Source organism: Streptomyces tanashiensis (assembly GCF_014648895.1).
GTDB classification, from domain to species: domain Bacteria; phylum Actinomycetota; class Actinomycetes; order Streptomycetales; family Streptomycetaceae; genus Streptomyces; species Streptomyces tanashiensis.
The window spans coordinates 1-17,394 of record NZ_BMRZ01000007.1 but is presented as its reverse complement, the minus strand read 5'-3'; the positions used below and the strand labels follow the sequence as shown (position 1 = coordinate 17,394).

At 70.5% G+C, this 17,394-nt stretch carries 15 protein-coding genes and 1 riboswitch; of the genes, 3 read left to right on the top strand and 12 right to left on the bottom strand.

Going from position 1 to position 17,394, the window contains the following annotated elements; translation table 11 throughout:
• Positions 1-64: 64 nt before the first annotated feature.
• Positions 65-1,564 carry a glutamate-cysteine ligase family protein gene (locus IE237_RS21570; protein ID WP_189803707.1) on the bottom strand — a complete coding sequence of 500 codons (1,500 nt, stop codon included), beginning with the start codon at positions 1,562-1,564 and terminating at the stop codon, positions 65-67.
• 480 nt (positions 1,565-2,044) lie between these two features.
• Between IE237_RS21570 and IE237_RS21565 the strand changes: the two genes are divergently transcribed.
• Both IE237_RS21565 and IE237_RS21560 read left to right on the top strand, forming a co-directional pair.
• Entirely contained in the window at positions 2,045-2,635 is a 591-nt protein-coding gene (locus IE237_RS21565) for a hypothetical protein (protein ID WP_189803706.1), read from the top strand.
• Positions 2,636-2,970: 335 nt separating this feature from the next.
• Positions 2,971-3,177, top strand: a complete 207-nt coding sequence (locus tag IE237_RS21560) for a DUF5999 family protein (protein WP_017238438.1) — start codon at positions 2,971-2,973, stop codon at positions 3,175-3,177.
• A gap of 83 nt (positions 3,178-3,260) precedes the next feature.
• Here the strand turns inward: IE237_RS21560 and gcvP are convergent, their stop codons facing one another.
• Positions 3,261-6,146 carry an aminomethyl-transferring glycine dehydrogenase gene (gene gcvP, locus IE237_RS21555; RefSeq protein ID WP_189803705.1) on the bottom strand — a complete coding sequence of 962 codons (2,886 nt, stop codon included), beginning with the start codon at positions 6,144-6,146 and terminating at the stop codon, positions 3,261-3,263.
• Positions 6,147-6,324: 178 nt separating this feature from the next.
• Positions 6,325-6,424, bottom strand: a riboswitch (glycine riboswitch).
• Between the two features lie 113 nt (positions 6,425-6,537).
• Between gcvP and IE237_RS21550 the strand changes: the two genes are divergently transcribed.
• Positions 6,538-6,906 carry a PRC-barrel domain-containing protein gene (locus IE237_RS21550; RefSeq protein WP_189803704.1) on the top strand — a complete coding sequence of 123 codons (369 nt, stop codon included), beginning with the start codon at positions 6,538-6,540 and terminating at the stop codon, positions 6,904-6,906.
• A 100-nt stretch (positions 6,907-7,006) separates the two neighbouring features.
• Here the strand turns inward: IE237_RS21550 and IE237_RS21545 are convergent, their stop codons facing one another.
• The 10 genes from IE237_RS21545 to clsA all read right to left on the bottom strand — a co-directional run bounded on the left by IE237_RS21545 (position 7,007) and on the right by clsA (position 17,242).
• On the bottom strand, positions 7,007-8,380 hold the full coding sequence (locus tag IE237_RS21545) for a DNA polymerase IV (protein WP_189803703.1): 1,374 nt from the start codon (positions 8,378-8,380) through the stop codon (positions 7,007-7,009).
• A gap of 115 nt (positions 8,381-8,495) precedes the next feature.
• A complete protein-coding gene (locus IE237_RS21540; protein ID WP_189803702.1) occupies positions 8,496-9,113 on the bottom strand; it encodes a MerR family transcriptional regulator in 618 nt (205 codons plus the stop codon).
• Between the two features lie 192 nt (positions 9,114-9,305).
• Positions 9,306-9,779: a bifunctional nuclease family protein gene (locus tag IE237_RS21535; protein WP_189803701.1), complete on the bottom strand. Its 474-nt coding sequence runs from the start codon at positions 9,777-9,779 to the stop codon at positions 9,306-9,308.
• 88 nt (positions 9,780-9,867) lie between these two features.
• Positions 9,868-10,614 (bottom strand): transcriptional regulator FtsR, encoded by a 747-nt coding sequence (ftsR, locus tag IE237_RS21530; RefSeq protein WP_189803700.1) that lies wholly within the window; start codon positions 10,612-10,614, stop codon positions 9,868-9,870.
• A gap of 31 nt (positions 10,615-10,645) precedes the next feature.
• Entirely contained in the window at positions 10,646-11,587 is a 942-nt protein-coding gene (locus IE237_RS21525) for an FHA domain-containing protein (RefSeq protein ID WP_189803996.1), read from the bottom strand.
• 81 nt (positions 11,588-11,668) lie between these two features.
• Positions 11,669-12,664 carry a DUF881 domain-containing protein gene (locus IE237_RS21520; protein ID WP_370468238.1) on the bottom strand — a complete coding sequence of 332 codons (996 nt, stop codon included), beginning with the start codon at positions 12,662-12,664 and terminating at the stop codon, positions 11,669-11,671.
• Positions 12,661-12,993, bottom strand: coding sequence for a small basic family protein (locus IE237_RS21515; RefSeq protein WP_015032176.1), 333 nt, complete (start codon positions 12,991-12,993; stop codon positions 12,661-12,663). Before IE237_RS21515 ends, IE237_RS21520 begins: the two co-directional genes overlap by 4 nt.
• The gene (locus tag IE237_RS21510) at positions 12,990-13,919 is read right to left on the bottom strand and encodes a DUF881 domain-containing protein (RefSeq protein ID WP_189803699.1); all 930 of its coding nucleotides are present in this window, start codon (positions 13,917-13,919) and stop codon (positions 12,990-12,992) included. The genes IE237_RS21515 and IE237_RS21510 overlap by 4 nt, the downstream gene beginning before the upstream one ends.
• A 102-nt stretch (positions 13,920-14,021) precedes the next feature.
• On the bottom strand, positions 14,022-16,517 hold the full coding sequence (locus IE237_RS21505) for a mannose-1-phosphate guanyltransferase (protein WP_189803698.1): 2,496 nt from the start codon (positions 16,515-16,517) through the stop codon (positions 14,022-14,024).
• Between the two features lie 116 nt (positions 16,518-16,633).
• Positions 16,634-17,242 (bottom strand): cardiolipin synthase ClsA, encoded by a 609-nt coding sequence (clsA, locus tag IE237_RS21500; protein ID WP_116162104.1) that lies wholly within the window; start codon positions 17,240-17,242, stop codon positions 16,634-16,636.
• Positions 17,243-17,394: the final 152 nt, after the last annotated feature.

Below are 17,394 nucleotides of genomic sequence, written 5' to 3'. Positions count from 1 at the left end.
CTGACATGATCACCCATGCTCCGCCGGGAGAGCCCGGCGAGCCGGGGCCCGGCCGGGGACGCGGTCAGTCGATCCCCACCGGCCAGGTGTGCACGGGCTCGCCCTGGAGCATGAGCGTCCGGTAGCGGCGGGTGGTCGCCGCGAGGGCCGCCTCCCGGTCGAGGCCCGACTCCAGGGCCCGGTGGAAGGTGTCGGTCTGCCAGGAGGCGCCGTTCACCCGTCGCAGACAGCGCTGCTCGATCACTCCGAGGTAGAAGTCCCGGTCCGCCGGCTCGATGTGCCAGGCGTCGAGCCCCGCCGCGGCGAGCGGCAGCAGCTCGTCGAGGACGAGCCGTACGGCCGGCATGGTCGCGATGCCGCCGGCGCGGCCCGAGCGGGGCCAGCGCAGCTCCGCCTCGATGCCGTGCCGGCAGGCGGTGTCGAAGTTGGCCTCGGCGTCCTGGAAGGTCATCCGCTTCCACACCGGGCGGGGGTCGTCGGCGAGCGAGCGGACGAGCCCGTAGTAGAAGGCCGCGTTCGCGATCACGTCGGTGACGGTCGGGCCCGCCGGCAGCACCCGGTTCTCGACCCGCAGGTGCGGGACCCCGTCGACCCAGCCGTACACCGGCCGGTTCCAGCGGTAGACGGTGCCGTTGTGCAGGACCAGCTCCTGCAGGCGCGGCACCCCGCCCCGGTCGAGGACGAGCAGCGGGTCCTCCTCGTCGCAGAGCGGCAGCAGGGCCGGGAAGTAGCGGACGTTCTCCTCGAAGAGGTCGTACACCGAGTCCACCCACCGCTCGCCGAACCAGGTGCGCGGCCGTACGCCCTGGGACTGCAGCTCGGGCGGCCGGGTGTCGGTGGCCTGCTGGAAGAGCGGCGGGCGGGACTCGCGCCACAGCTCGCGCCCGAAGACGAAGGGCGCGTTGGCGCCGAGCGCGATCTGGACTCCGGAGACGGCCTGCGCCGCGTTCCAGACGGCGGCGAAGCGGGCCGGTGTCACCTGGAGGTGGAGCTGCACCGAGGTGCAGGCCGCCTCGGGCACGATCGAGTCCGAGGTGCACAGGAGGCGTTCGACGCCGTGGATGTCGAGGGTGAAGTCCTCGCCGCGGGCGGCGAGTATCTGGTCGTTGAGGAGCGTGTAGCGGTCGTTGTCCGAGAGGTTCTCGGGGACCAGGTCGCGCTGTGCGAGCGTGGGCAGTATGCCGATCATGACGACGCCTGCGTCGAGTTCCGCCGCCTTGCGGTCGGCATATCCGATGCCGGTCCCGATCTCTTCCGCGAGCCGGTCGAATACGCGCCCGTCGAGCTGGTGGGGCGCGATGTTCACTTCGAGGTTGAACATTCCGAGTTCCGTCTGGAAATCGGCGCTGGCGATCTTTTCGAGAACCGGTCCGTTCAGCATCCTGGGGAGCCCGTCGGTGCCGGCGAGATTGAGTTCGATCTCCACGCCCATGAGATTGCGCGGCCGGTCGAACCTCTTCTCCGCCAGCAGCCGCGCGAGCCCCGCGAGACACTGCTGGAGCTTTCTCCGGTACTGCTGCCGGTCGGACGGGCCGAACCCGTCGGCCACGACCTTCTCCCCCATCGAAGCGTCCCTCCCCGAGTGGGCAGCCGCCACGACGGCCGCGCGTCACGGACGATGATGCCCACCCGACTGATCCACAACGCCTGCGGAACCGGCCTGTCGGAGGATAGGCTGGACAGAGCACTCCACCGGCACATCCCGAAGGCAAGGAACGCGCGACATATACCAATGTCGTATTTTCCGGAGACCCCGGGTCGGAATTCGGCCGTCCGCCTTCGCGGGGAATACGCAGGTGGGAGCGGTATCGTCCTCCTGATTCCGCTTCAACTCCCTCCGATTACGGCCTGATGACGTCTTGTCAGGAATATCCGCGAGGTCTAGCGGAAACACTGTGTGAACACGTGTCGTATAAACTCCGCGGACGAGGCAGAGTGTTGGCGCCCGGCCATGGCCTCATGGCCCCTCTCTGGCCCCGCCGCCGACAGCGCCGTCGTACCTGCCCACGCGTCACCGTGTCTCCTGAGTGAGAGGCGACCCACCATGCTCCGACCCTCCCCGGCCCCTGCGCCGGCCCTCCGCAGTGTCCTCGCGGCCCTCGGCTCACCCACCGCCGTCCGCGAGCCGCGAACTCCCGCACTGCGGGCAGCACAGGGACCGCTGAGCCCCGAACACCCCCTGCCCGTGCACGTCCTCGGCGTCACCGGGGCACCGGGGCTCGCACCCCGCACCCGGCTCGCCGGCTGGCGCTTCCTGATCCGGAACGGGGACCGGGCGATCGCCGCCGCGGACACCATGCTCACACCGGACGGCTGGGCCTTCGCGCACTTCTTCGAGGGGCCGTACGTCTCCGCCACGGAACGGGCCCTGCTCCAGGCCGAGGCCCTGCCCGCCACGTACCGGCCGAGGCTGCTCTCCGTACCGGAGCTCTACATGCTGACGCTCTGGCTGCAGGCCGACCCGGAGGCGGACGGCACGACCGTCGCCCCGGCCGCGGCCGACCTCATGGTGCCCCTGGCCCCCGCACCCCCGGGGATCGCGGCCCACCGCCCGTACCAGGTCTCCGATCTCCTGCCCGTGCTCAGCACACGACTCGCGCCGCCGCCCCTCCTGGGCTCGCCGGCGCCCGCCTGATCCACCACCGCACGCGCGTCCCCGCCCCGTGACCCGGCCGGGTCACGGGGCGCACTCGTGTCCGAGGCATGCGCCCGAACGCGCCTCCCGAACGCCCCTCCCGTACGGACTAGCCCGCTCGGACCACTCCGAACCACCCGAAGAGACGGTGCAGTTGACCTGAACCGCCCCTGCGGGTGATGCGTCTTCCCAGGAAAGGACGAGCTGCCGCGAAATCCCTGCGGAAGACCGTCCGTGGGGCAAGACTGGGACCGGAACCGAACCGACCGACGGGGGCGGCCATGAACGCGCAGAGCCGCAGGACATCCACCACGACGCAGCGAAAGAACCCACCCATGTGCCAGCACCAGCCTGCCTGTCCGACCGCCGACTCCGCCGACCGGGAGGCGGCCCGACTGATGGCACACCACCCGGAGCAGGGCTGGAGCCTGCTGTGCAACGGCGTCCTGCTCTTCGAGGACACCGGTGAGCTGCTGCCGGACGGGCAGATCATCGCCCCGCACCGGCCGCTGACGGCGGGACAGGTGACCACCGCCGCCTGAGGGCGGCGGGGTGGACGACCGTGCGAGGGAAACGCCGAGGGCCGGCCCGGAGGAGATCCTCCGAACCGGCCCTCGGCCCGTGCTCAGTTGTCGTACTCGTCCATCGGCGGGCAGGAGCAGACCAGGTTGCGGTCGCCGAAGGCGCCGTCGATCCGGCGCACCGGCGGCCAGTACTTGTCGGCGGCCGAGACACCGGCCGGGAAGACCGCCTCGTCGCGGGTGTACGGGTGGTTCCACTCCCCGCCCAGCGCGGCCGCGGTGTGCGGCGCGTTGTGCAGCGGGTTGTCGTCGCCGGGCCACTGGCCCGAGGCGACCTTCTCGATCTCGCCGCGGATCGCGATCATGGTGTCGCAGAAGCGGTCGAGCTCGGTGAGGTCCTCGGACTCGGTGGGCTCGATCATCAGCGTGCCGGCCACCGGGAAGGACATCGTCGGCGCGTGGAAGCCGTAGTCGATCAGCCGCTTGGCGATGTCGTCGACCGTGACGCCCGTCTCCTTCGAGAGCGGACGCAGGTCCACGATGCACTCGTGGGCGACCAGACCGGCCGGGCCGGTGTAGAGCACCGGGAAGTGCGGCTCCAGGCGCTTGGCGATGTAGTTCGCCGCGAGGACGGCGACCTGCGTGGCGCGCTTGAGGCCCTCGCCGCCCATGAGGCGCACGTACGACCAGGAGATCGGCAGGATGCCGGCGGAGCCCCAGGGGGCGGCCGAGATCGGACCGACGCCGGTCTCCGGGCCCGCGGTGGGCTGGAGCGGGTGGTTCGGCAGGTACGGGGCGAGGTGGGCGCGGACGCCGACCGGGCCGACACCCGGGCCGCCACCGCCGTGCGGGATGCAGAAGGTCTTGTGCAGGTTCAGGTGCGAGACGTCGCCGCCGAAGTGCCCCGGCTTGGCGAGACCGACGAGCGCGTTGAGGTTGGCGCCGTCGACGTACACCTGGCCACCGGCCTCGTGGACCTCGGCGCAGATGTCGGCGACGTGCTCCTCGAAGACGCCGTGCGTCGACGGGTAGGTGATCATCAGCACGGACAGCTCGTCGCGGTACTGGGCGATCTTGGCGCGCAGGTCCTCGACGTCGACCTCGCCGTCGTCGGCGGTCTTGACGACGACGACCTTCATGCCGGCCATCACCGCGGAGGCGGCGTTCGTGCCGTGCGCGGAGGACGGGATGAGGCAGACGGTGCGCTGCTCGTCACCGTTGGCACGGTGGTAGGCGCGGACCGCGAGGAGACCGGCCAGCTCGCCCTGCGAACCCGCGTTCGGCTGGATCGAGACCTTGTCGTAGCCGGTGACCTCGGCGAGGCGCTCCTCCAGCTCGGTGATGAGCGTGACGTAGCCCTGCGCCTGCTCGACCGGGGCGAAGGGGTGCATCTGACCGAACTCGGGCCAGGTCACCGCCTCCATCTCGGTCGTCGCGTTCAGCTTCATCGTGCAGGAGCCGAGCGGGATCATGCCGCGGTCGAGCGCGTAGTCGCGGTCCGCGAGCTTGCGCAGGTAGCGCAGCATCGAGGTCTCGGAGCGGTGCGCGTGGAAGACCGGGTGGGTCAGGTACGCGTCGGAGCGCAGCAGACCGGCGGGGAGGGTGTCCTCCACGGCCGCGTCCAGGGCCTCGACGTCGGCGGTGACGCCGAAGGCGCCCCAGACGGCGGCGAGCTGCGCGCGCCCGGTGGTCTCGTCGCAGGAGATCGAGACGAGGTCGGCGTCGACGCGGTGGAGGTTCACCCCGGCCTCGCGGGCGGCGGCGACGACCTCGTCGGCCTTGCCGGGCACGCGGACGGTGAGGGTGTCGAAGTACGAGCCGTGCACGACCTCGACGCCACCGGCGGTCAGACCCGCGGCCAGGACCGTGGCGTACCGGTGGGTGCGCTCGGCGATCTGCTTGAGACCGTCCGGGCCGTGGTAGACGGCGTACATGCCGGCCATGACGGCGAGCAGCACCTGGGCCGTACAGATGTTGCTGGTGGCCTTCTCGCGGCGGATGTGCTGCTCGCGGGTCTGCAGGGCCAGGCGGTAGGCGCGGTTGCCGTCGGCGTCGACGGAGACGCCCACGAGGCGGCCGGGCAGGGAGCGGGCGTGCTTGTCCTGCACGGCCATGTAACCGGCGTGCGGACCGCCGAAGCCCATGGGGACGCCGAACCGCTGCGTCGTACCGACGGCGATGTCGGCGCCCAGCTCGCCCGGGGAGGTGAGCAGGGTGAGCGCGAGCAGGTCGGCGGCGACGGTGACGATCGCGCCGAGCTCGTGCGCGGCGTCGATCAGCGGCTTGATGTCGCGGACGGCACCGGAGGCGCCCGGGTACTGGAGCAGCACACCGAAGACCCCGCGCTCGGCGACCTCGGCGGGGATGCCCTCGCTCAGGTCGGCGACGACGACCTCGACACCGGTCGGCTCGGCGCGGGTCTCGATGACGGCGATGGTCTGCGGCAGGGCGTCGGCGTCGATGAGGAAGACGCCGTTCTTGACCTTGCCGACGCGGCGGGCCAGCGCCATGGCCTCGGCGGCGGCGGTGCCCTCGTCGAGGAGGGAGGCGCCGGAGGTGGGCAGACCGGTCAGGTCGGCGACCATGGTCTGGAAGTTGAGCAGCGCCTCCAGGCGGCCCTGCGAGATCTCCGGCTGGTACGGCGTGTAGGCCGTGTACCAGGCGGGGTTCTCCATCACGTTCCGGAGGATGACCGGCGGCGTGAAGGTGCCGTAGTAGCCGAGGCCGATCATCGGGGCGAGGACCTGGTTGCGGTCGGCGAGCGTGCGCAGCTCGGCGAGGACCTCGGCCTCGGTGCGCGCGGCCGGCAGGCCCAGCGCCTCGGCGTTCTTGATCACGTCCGGCACCGCGGCGGCCGTGAGCTCGTCGAGCGAGCCGTAACCGACCTGGGCGAGCATCTTGGCCCGGGCCTCGGCGTCGGGCCCGATGTGCCGCTGCTCGAACGGGATGCCCTGTTCGAGCTCGGAGAGCGGAGTGCGGTTGGCGGTCATGTACGGAGGCCTCCTGGTCGTCACGACCTGCGAGGGGCACCACGGCGCGGGTACCCGGACGGCCTCCCCCTCTGTCATCTCAACCTGAGAGTTTCACCGGCACGCCTCGCGGCACGCCGGCTTTCACCGTCGGTGAGAGCGAGATGCCGTCGGCATCCGCTCTGCTTTCCAGAGTGACCTCGTCCGCGCGGTACAGGGGCCTGAGAGATTCCGGGGAGGATTTGCTCCTTCGGCGCCCACCGGAAGGTTTCTCCGGGGGACTCTCCCGCACAGGGTCGACAGCCACAACCAGCCTACCAGCGAGGTTGCGGCTCCCATCGCTCAAGTGGCCGACATCCCAGTTGTGCACTTTCGTAGGGGTGTAGAGCAGTTGCGACCAGTTGGAGGGACCGTGCAGACCGATATCGATCCGCGCAGCCTGATCGGCCGCAAGGCGTTCGACCGGAGCGGGCACAAGATCGGAACCGTGGACGAGGTGTACCTGGACGACGCGACCGGCATCCCCGAATGGGCCGCGGTCCGCACGGGCCTGTTCAGCCGGGACGCCTTCGTCCCCCTGGAGCCGAGCTCCCTGCTCGACGACGGCCTCCACATCCCGTACGAGAGGGCGCTCATCAAGGACGCCCCCGACTTCGGCGTGGGCCGCCATCTCTCCCCCGAGCAGGAACTCCAGCTCTACCGCCACTACAGCCTCGCTCTCCCGCCCACGGACGCGCCGGACACGGACTTCGGCCGCCTGGCGGGCCAGGACGGCGCCTGAGAGCCCCGACGAGCACATCAGCCACCGACAACACCACCCGCACCTCCGCGAGGGCGCGGGTGGCGGGCCTGCCCGGCCGCACGGCCGGGCAGGCCCGCCCTCACGCCGCCGCGTCCCCCCGCACCAGCGGCAGCGGCTCCGACGGCTCCAGCTCCGGATCGTCCACGGAGAACGTCCGCACCCGCCCCGGCCCGGACCACGGCTCCTCGAACCGCACCGTGACCCGTCCGACCCCGCTCCCCTGGACCCACCCGGCCCCGTACACCGCGTGCCGCACGTCGTTCCCGGGCGCCCAGTGCCTCTCCACGGGACCGTGCTCCGCCGGCTCGACGAGCTCCACGGCCTCCGCCTCGGGACCGTCTCCCGGCGCCGCCTCGGCCCCGGCCTCGCCGGCGGCCGCGGCGTCCGCCTGGGCGAACAGGTCCTCCTGCGTGTAGTCCGCGAGTCCGCTCACCCCCACCCCCAGCAACCGCACGCCCCCGGTCGTGTCCACGGCCTCCAGGAGCCGCCCCGCGGCCTCCCGCACGACGCCCGGGTCGTCCGTCGGCCCCCGCAGCGTCTCGGACCGGGTGAGCGTCGAGAAGTCGTACCGCCGCACCTTCAGGACGATGGTCCGCCCGGAGTGCCCGGAGGCCCGCAGCCGCCCCACGCACCGCTCCGCGAGCCGCTCGACCTCGATCCGGATCCGGACCCGGTCGTGCAGGTCCACGTCGAAGGTGTCCTCGACCGACACCGACTTGGCGTCCCGCTCGGCCACCACGGGCCGGTCGTCGTACCCCTGCGCCATCCGGTACAGCGAGGCCCCGTGCGCCCGCCCCAGGAGCCGTACGAGCTCGTCCTCGCCCGCCTCCACGAGATCGGTGACGGTGGTCATCCCGGCCCGCCGCAGATGCTCCCCGGTGGCCGGACCGATCCCGGGGAGGATGCGCACCGACCGCGGCCCGAGCAGCTCCCGCTCGGTCCCGGGCTCGATGAGGACGAGCCCGTCCGGCTTGGCCTCCTCCGAGGCGATCTTCGCGATCATCTTGGACCCGGCGAGCCCCACCGACCCGGTGAGCCCCGTCGTCGCGAGGATGTCGACCCGCAGCCGCTCCCCCGCGGCCCGCGCGCTCGCGCTGTCGTCGGCGACGCCACCGGCCTCGAGGTCGACGAAGGCCTCGTCGAGGCTGAGGGGCTCCACGAGTGGGGAGAGCCGCCGGAGCAGCTCCATGACCTGCTCGCTGATCGAGCGGTAGAAGGCGAAGCGCGGCACGAGATAGGCGGCGTTCGGCGCGAGCCGCCGCGCCTGGCCCGTCGGCATGGCCGAGTGCACCCCGAAGCGGCGGGCCTCGTAGGAGGCGGTGGCGACCACACCCCGCGGCCCGAGACCGCCGACGACCACGGGCTTTCCGCGCAGGCTGGGCTTCGACGCCTGCTCGGCGGCGGCGAAGAAGGCATCCATGTCGAGATGCAGGATCGTGGGCGCGGCTCTCACACGTCCGATGCTGCCCTACGCCACTGACAACGCCCCCGCGGAACGCCCGGGAGCCCCCGGCGAACCGCCGGAGGCTCCTAGGACCCTGGAGGCCCCGACCGGACGGGAACCGCCCTCAGACCGCCTTGTCGCGCCGCCGGCGCGCCAGCTCGTCGCCCGGGTTGTGCCTGACCAGCGTCTCGCCGGTGTCGACCCGCTCGCCGTGGAGCTGCGAGAGCGCGGCCTCGACGTCGCGCCAGACCACCCCGACGGCGATGCCGAAGACGCCCTGCCCGCCCTGGAGGAGGTCGACGACCTCGTCGGGCGAGGAGCACTCGTACACCGTGGCGCCGTCGCTCATGAGCGTCATCCGCTCCAGGTCCCGGAAACCCCGCGCGCGCAGGTGCTGCACCGCGGCCCGGATGTTCTGCAGGGCCACCCCGGTGTCGAGGAAACGCTTGACGATCTTCAGCACGACGACGTCGCGGAAGCTGTACAGCCGCTGTGTCCCCGACCCGTACGCGGGCCGCACGCTCGGCTCCACGAGCCCGGTGCGCGCCCAGTAGTCCAGCTGTCGATAGGTGATCCCGGCGGCCGCGCAGGCCGTCGGACCGCGATAGCCGATCACCGCGTCGGCGGCGCCGGCACCGGTGTCCGTCCCGAAGTCGCCCACACTGCCGTGAAGCGGATACGGACCGCTCTCCCCGGACACGCGTCCGAGCGAGCTCCCTGCCGTACCGTCCGCGCTGCTCATCACGCCGACCCTCCGTCCTTGACCTGCCCACACGAAGGTAGGCAGTCACTCGGGGTGCGTCAACGATCGCCACACTCGGCACGCCGAGTGATAATCACCCTGAGAGTGGTTTCGCGTGTCTCTCTCCGGGGAAAGGCTACTCGAATGCTCTGACGGCACCCCGCGAACGGCCTCCGGCCGCACCGCTCCGCCTCACTGGCTGTTGGTCCCGAAGTCCTCCGGTGAGATCTGGTCGAGGAACTCGCGGAACTTCTCCACCTCGTCCTCCTGCTCATCCGGAATCGCGATACCGGCGTCGTCCAGCACACCGTCACTGCCGAAGATCGGCGTCCCGGTCCGCAGGGCCAGTGCTATCGCGTCCGACGGCCGCGCGCTCACCTCGACGCCGCTGGCGAAGACCAGCTCGGCGTAGAAGACACCATCGCGCAGATCCGTGATGCGGACCTCGGTGAGCTGCTGCCCCACGGCCTCCAGCACGTCCTTGAACAGGTCGTGCGTCAGCGGCCGCGGCGGGGCCATCCCCTGCTGGGCGAAGGCGATCGCGGTCGCCTCCCCCGGTCCGATCCAGATGGGGAGGTACCGATCGCCTCCCACTTCACGCAGGAGCACGATCGGCTGGTTGGAGGGCATTTCCACCCGGACACCCACAACGTCGAGCTCGTTCACACAGCAACCCTAGGACGTGCCCGACCGGTTTGGATAGTCGGGGCCCTCCGAGGCCCCTCTCCGGCGCCCCCTGGGCCACCGTCCCCGATCACTGCAGCCGGACACCCAGAGCCGTCTGGACGAGAGCCGCGTGCAACCGCACCGACTGCGCGGCGAGCTCCTTCGCGGTGGCCTCCGCATGGGCTCTGGTCTGCGGGTTACGGTGCCGGCGCAGCGGCGCCACCACCTGCTCGATCAGCCCGGCCTCCCGATCCGCCGCCGCTTTGACGGCCCGCAGGTGCCGGGGCTCCAGACCGAATCTCCCCAGATCCGCGACAAGCCTGGCGACGGTCACGGTCTCGGCGTCGAAGCCACCGCCCTCCGCCTCCGCGATGAGACCGTACGACTCCCACTCGGCGAGCTCGGTCTCGGTCACCTCGGCGGCGGCGATCAGCTCGGCCCGCCCGAGCCGCACGGCGGCGGGCGACTCCTCCTCGTCCTGCTCCCAGGGCCCTTCGAGCAGATCCCGCCGGCGCCCGGGCGCCGGGAGCTTGATCTGCTCACCCCTTTCGAGGGCGTCGAGATGCTCGCGGATGACCTTCAGCGGAAGATAATGGTCCCGCTGCATCCGCAGGATGCGGGCGAGCCGCTCCACGTCCTGCGGGCTGAACTTCCGGTAGCCGGAGGCCGTCCGCCGGGGCTCGACCAGCCCCTCGGCCTCCAGGAACCGGATCTTGGAGATCGTCACTTCGGGAAATTCGTCGCGCAGCTGGTTCAGCACCGTGCCGATGCTGACCAGCCGGTCGCCCGCGGTGGCGGTGCCGGATCCGGCACCGCCCGTCGGTGTTCGCAGCATGGACCTTCCCTGAAGGGGCTTCCCCGAGGCGTCACACGCCTCGCTGGCTCGAGTAGAAGACCAGCCGGTACTTGCCGATCTGCACCTCGTCGCCGTTGGACAGAACGACCGAGTCGATCGGCTCACGGTTGACGTACGTGCCGTTGAGGCTGCCGACATCGGCGACGGTGAAGCTGCCGTCCTGGGCCCGCCGGAACTCGACATGACGCCGGGAGACGGTGAAGTCGTCCAGGAAGATGTCGCTCTGCGGGTGACGGCCGGCCGTCGTCAGCTCACCGTCGAGGAGGAACCGGCTGCCCGAGTTCGGCCCCCGGCGCACCACGAGGAGCGCGGAGCCCAGGGGCAGCGCCTCCACGGCGGCCAGCGCCTCGGGAGACAGCGACGGAAGCGCGGTCTGGCCCGTGACCTCCGCGTCGTACGCCTCGAGCCCCGAGATGGAGATCGTCGACGTCGTCTCCGACGCCCGCTCGGCGGCGACCCCGCCCCGCAGCGGCGTGCCGCAGTGGGAGCAGAAGCGGCTGTCGGCCGTGTTGCGGTGACCGCACCTCGTACACACCGGCATGGACGCATCCTCCTGCCGCGGCTGCCCCGCGGAGGTCTGTGTCGCGTACGGGTCGGGCGTAAACCCTCCACCCGTACCTGAGGTTGATGGTTCTCCGAAACCTATGCGGGCGGCCCCGGCGGGGTCAACAGAAGACGCGCCCTGCGCGCCCGGAATGTCACCGCCCCGGCCATCGACCTCGTCACGGAAGAGCGGGCGCTCGCCGCCCTGCTCCTCGCTCTGGGCGTGGCGCGGCGCGGCGTGCCTGGCGTTGCCGCCGTCCTCGCGTGCGCTCTTGCCGAACAACTTCGCAAACAACTTCACGGGCGATTCCCCTTGACCGAAACAGACCCGCCCGTGGGGCAGGACGAACCGAGATCCTTCACACCTGCCGACCCGGACACCTTCACAACGTCCGTATCCTCCGGACAGTTTCCACCACGCACCACCGTTGTGGTGCGCCGACCCCCCGCAACGTCTTGCCCTTGTCGCGGGACCCCCCTCGTCCCCCTCTCACTGGGAGGACGACTGAGCGTAGTCAGGCCGCTTCGCGGGTCGCAAGGCGTCGACGACGATCTTCGCCGACCGCTCCACCGTGGCTGTGGCCTGCTCCTTCTCCAGGGTCTGCACGACACCGCCGGGAATGTTGAGCGCGGGCTCGAGATCCTCCGGCTTGCCGATGACCTTGAAGACGTACGGAGCGGCCACCTTCGTTCCATCGATCCGCATGTCATCACCGCTACCGGTGAAATAACTGTCCGCCACCACCCGGACACCGTTCACCTGGATCGCCTCGGCACCCGCCGCGCGCAGCTCCTGGATGGCGTCGAGCAGCATGTCCGACTCGACCGCCCCGGTGGGATCACCGACCGTGAGGGTGATGCCCGGTCCCTCGGCGGCGACGGTGCCGGCCAGGATGCCGAGCTGCCGCTCCTTCTCCTGGGTCTGCTTGCGCGCCTCCTCGGCCTGGTCCGAGCTGGACTCCAGCTCGGAGCGCTGCTTCTCCAGACGGGCCTTCTCGTCCTCCAGGCGCTGCGTGCGGTCGTCGAGCTCGTCGAGGATCCGCACGAGGTCCTCCTGCCGGGCCCCGCGCAGCGCGCTGTTCTCGCTCGTGGAGGACACCTGGATGGCCAGGCCCAGACCGAGGACGAACAGCAGCAGTGCGACGACGAGTTGGGCCCGGGTCACCCGCGGCGGCCACAGGGCGGAGGCGAGCCTCCGCCGCCCACTCGGCGCGGCGGCGGCCGGCGCCTCGGCCGCGACGGAGACCTCGGGTGCCTCGGAGTCCACGGCCGGGGCCGGGGCCTTCACGGCCTCGGGCTCGTCGCCTCCGGTCCGCCCCGACACGTCGGGCTTCTCGGAGGGCTCACGGTCCTGAGCGTTCTCGGGGGCCTGAGGCTTCTCGGGGGCCTGAGGCCTCTCCGGGTCCTGAGGCTTCTCCGGGTCCTGAGCGTGCTCGGGGTCCTGGGGGTTCTCGGAGTTCTGAGGGTTCTCGCTCATCGGCCTCACGCCCGGAAGACGTGACGCCGGATGGCGGCAGCGTTGGAGAAGATCCGGATGCCGAGCACGACGACCACACCGGTCGACAGCTGCGCGCCCACGCCCAGCTTGTCCCCGAGGAAGACGATCAGCGCGGCCACGACCACGTTGGACAGGAACGAGACCACGAAGACCTTGTCGACGAAGATCCCGTCGAGCATGGCCCGCAGGCCGCCGAAGACCGCGTCGAGGGCGGCGACCACGGCGATCGGAAGATAGGGCTCGACCACCGCCGGAACCTCGGGGCGGACCAACAGTCCGACCACGACTCCGACGATCAGGCCCAGTACGGCGATCACGATGTGCCCTTCCCTGTGTCGGCCGTGGCCCGGCCGGAGGGCGTCGCCACCCCGGCCCCCCTCGGCTCTGCGGTACGTACGGTCAGGCTCGGCGCGGCCGGCAGGCGTACATCGCCCTCGGCCGAGATCCTGCTCCTGATCCCGAAGTTCTCCACCAGCGCGTGCAGATACTGCCCGTCGGCGCTGTCCTGGAACGCGGTGCTCAGCCGCTGCCCGTCCCCGATCGCGAGGACGGTGTACGGCGGCACCAGCGGCTTGTTGTCGACCAGTATGGCGTCACCGGCGGCCCGGATCGCGGACAGCGATGTCAGCCGCTGCCCGTTGATCGCGACGGCCTCGGCACCCGACTCCCACAGCCCGTTGATCACCCGCTGCATGTCCCGGTCGCGGACCCGGCCCGTGTCGGAGAAGCCACTGCTCTCCCTCGGCCCCCCGCCACCGGTGTCGGTGCCCTTGGCGTCGTCGACGACGAGCTTCACGCCGGGGCCGTGCACGGGCGTCGCGCCCGACAGCAGTGCCACCAGCTCGGCCTGGTCCCCGCCGTGGTGCTGCAGAGCCTGCCGCTGGCGCTCCCCGACCTCGGCCCGGATCCGCTCGACGTCCTCCTCCAGCTGGTCGGCGGTCGACGTCTCACGCTCGATCCGGTCGATCAGGTCCTGCCGCTCCTTGGCGACGACCGGCGCGGAGACCCGCGCCTCGGCGGCGCCGACGGTCACCACGGCGGCGGCCAGCAGAAGACCCGCGGCGACACCCAGTTTGGCCCGCAGATTACGGGGCAGCCCACCACCCTCGGCCGCTCGACGGGCGGTCGCCTCGGCGTAGCCGTCGTCGAGCGCGTGATCGATCACGTTGTTCAGCAGCGACATGGACGCGTCCGGACGCGGCGGCGGTGATCCGGTGCTCCGAACGGGGGGCTGCTGCGACATGCCGCACATCGTCGCACGTCGCACGGCGTACCGCCGAATGGCCCCTCCCTACGGCCGGGAGGCACCCCTGGGGCACCTCCCGGCCGGAACCGGCCCGAACCGTCAGCGACCTGCGCTGTCGACCACCTCGGCCCACTCGTCGAGCAGGGCCTGCGCGGAGGCGTCGTCCGGCCCCTCCGCCCACAGATGGGTGACCGCCTCGGCGGGGTCGGGCAGCACCATCACCCACCGCCCGTCGGCCTCGACCACCCGTACTCCGTCGGTGGTGTCCACGGAGCGGCTGCCCGCCGCCTCCACCACCCGGCGCATCACCAGTCCCTTCACGGCCCACGGAGTCGCGATGTCCTTCTTCAGGACGTGCGCCCGCGGGATCCGGGCATCGATCTGGCTCAGCGTGAGCTGCGTCCGTGCCACGAGGCCGATCAGCCGCACGAAGGCGGCGGCCCCGTCGAAGACGCTGCTGAACTCGGGCACGATGAACCCGCCGCGCCCGTCGCCGCCGAAGATCGTCGACTCCTCACGTCCGACCCTCGTGAGGTCGTCGGGCGAGGTGGTCGTCCACTCGACCTGAGTGCCGTGGTACGCGGCGACCTGCTCGGCGATACGCGTCGTGGTGACCGGCAGCGCGACCCGCCCGGAGCGCCGCTCGGCCGCCACCAGGTCCAGCATCACCAGGAGCGCCCGGTCGTCCTCGATGATCCGGCCCCTCTCGTCCACGAGCGAGAGCCGCTCGCCGACCGGGTCGAACCGCACCCCGAACGCGGCCCGCGCCGAGGCCACGATCTCCCCGAGCCGCACGAGCCCGGCCCGCCGGCTCTCGGCCGACTCCGTGGGCCGGGACTCGTCGAGTCCGGGGTTGATGGTCAGGGAATCGACCTGGAGCCGGCCGAGCAGGCTGGGCAGGACGAGCCCGGCGCTGCCGTTGGAGGCGTCCACGACGACCTTCAGCCCGGCCTCCGCGATCCCGGTGGTGTCCACATTCCGCAGCAGCGACCCGGTGTACGAGTCGAAGACACTCGCCGGGAAGGACAGATCGCCGATCTCACCGGGGAAGGCCCGCCGGTACTCCTGCCGCGCGAACACCCGGTCCAGCTTCCGCTGCCCGCCCTGCGAAAGGTCCGCTCCCCGTTCGTCGAAGAACATGATGTCCACGGAATCGGGCACCCCCGGCGAGGTCCGCACCATGATCCCGCCGGCGCTCCCCCGCGCCGTCTGCTGCCGCGCCACCGGCAGCGGGACGTTCTCCAGGTCCCGTACGTCGATGGCACTGGCCTGCAGCGCGGAGATCACCGCCCGCTTCAGCGCCCGGGCACCCCGGGAGTGGTCGCGCGCGGTGGTGACGGTCGAACCCTTCTTCAGGGTCGTCGCGTACGCCCCCGCCAGCCGGACGGCCAGCTCAGGGGTGATCTCGACGTTCAGGATGCCGGAGACCCCGCGCGCCCCGAAGAGATGGGCCTGCCCCCGGGACTCCCAGATGACCGAGGTGTTGACGAACGCGCCGGCCTCGATCGTCTTGAAGGGGTAGACGCGCACGTTCCCCTGCACGATCGATTCTTCGCCGACGAGGCACTCGTCCCCGATGACGGCTCCGTCCTCGATCCGTGCGGCCCGCATGATGTCGGTGTTCTTCCCGATCACACAGCCGCGCAGATTGCACTGCTGCCCGATGTAGACGTTGTCGTGGATGACCGCCTTGTGCAGGAAGGCACCGCTCTTCACGACCACGTTCGAGCCGATGACGGTGTGCTCGCGGATCTCGGCGCCCGCCTCGACCTTGGCGTAGTCACCGATGTAGAGCGGTCCGCGGAGCACGGCGTCGGGGTGGACCTCGGCGCCTTCCGCGACCCACACGCCGGGCGAGATCTCGAAGCCGTCGATGTCGACCTGGACCTTGCCCTCCAGGACGTCCGCCTGCGCCTTCACATAGCTCTCGTGGGTGCCCACGTCCTCCCAGTAGCCCTCGGCGACATAGCCGTAGATCGGCTTGCCCTCCTTCATGAGCTGCGGGAAGACATCACCCGACCAGTCGACCGGAACGTCCGCCTGGACGTAGTCGAAGACCTCGGGCTCCATCACGTAGATGCCCGTGTTCACGGTGTCCGAGAAGACCTGTCCCCAGGTGGGTTTCTCCAGGAAGCGCTCGACCTTGCCCTCTTCGTCGACGATCGTGATCCCGAATTCCAGTGGATTCGGCACCCGGGTCAGACAGACGGTGACGAGGGCGCCCTTCTCCTTGTGGAAGGCGATGAGATCGGAGAGATCGAAATCGGTGAGTGCATCACCCGAGATGACGAGGAAAGCGTCGTCCTTCAACGCTTCCTCGGCGTTCTTCACACTTCCCGCTGTACCGAGTGGCTTTTCCTCGTTGGCATACGTGAGCTCCATGCCGAGCTCTTCTCCGTCGCCGAAGTAGTTCCTGACGAGAGAGGCGAGAAACTGCACGGTGACGACGGTCTCGTTGAGACCGTGCCTCTTGAGCAGTCGTAGGACGTGCTCCATGATCGGCCGGTTCACCACCGGCAGCAGAGGCTTGGGCATGCTCGAGGTCATGGGGCGAAGGCGGGTTCCTTCGCCACCGGCCATCACGACGGCCTTCATGTCGGAAGCGTCCTCCTTGAAGAGACGACGGTCCTGCCGACTTCACCTGTCCGTTCAGGGGCCCTCTGAGGTCCTCGTTGTTGCCGGCGACACTGCTCGACACAGGACAGACGGGCTCAATCGGCCGCGGTATCCGCCTTCACGAGTCGGCGGACCTGGACCACGTAGAGGATCCCTGCCCACCAATACAGAGTTGTACCCCATCCGGCGAAGGCCCACCCGAAAACTTCAGCGAGTGACGAAAGCCAGCCCGTTCCGTCACTGAGAAGCAGCAGCGGGAAGGCGTACATCAAGTTGAAAGTCGCAGCTTTTCCGAGGAAGTTCACCTGCGGCGGCGGGTAGCCGTGCCGGCGGAGGATTCCCACCATCACGAGCAACATCAACTCGCGGGCGAAAAGCGCGGCGGTCAGCCAGAGCGGCAGGATCTCGCGCCAGGTCAGCCCGATGAGCGTGGAGACGATGTAGAGCCGGTCGGCAGCGGGGTCGAGGAGCCGGCCCAGGTTGCTGATCTGGTTCCAGCGCCGGGCGAGCTTCCCGTCGAGATAGTCGCTGACGCCGCTGAGCATCAGCACGAGCAAGGCCCAGCCATCGCTGTTGGGACCGCCGAACACGGGCCGCAGGATCAGCCACAGGAAGAGCGGCACCCCCACAAGCCGAGCCATGCTCAGAATATTGGGGATGGTGAGGACCCGGTCGGTCTGAACGCGAGTCTCCTGGACCTCCACCCGGGGGCCTCCTGCTGGGAACGTACGGACGATGCCCCCTGACCTTACCCTCAGCCACAAGACCGCCGCGCACAGGGGGCACCGCCTGGCCGCAGAACGCAAAAATGCCTCAACCCCCGGACAAAGTCCGGGGGTTGAGGCTAAAAATTGTT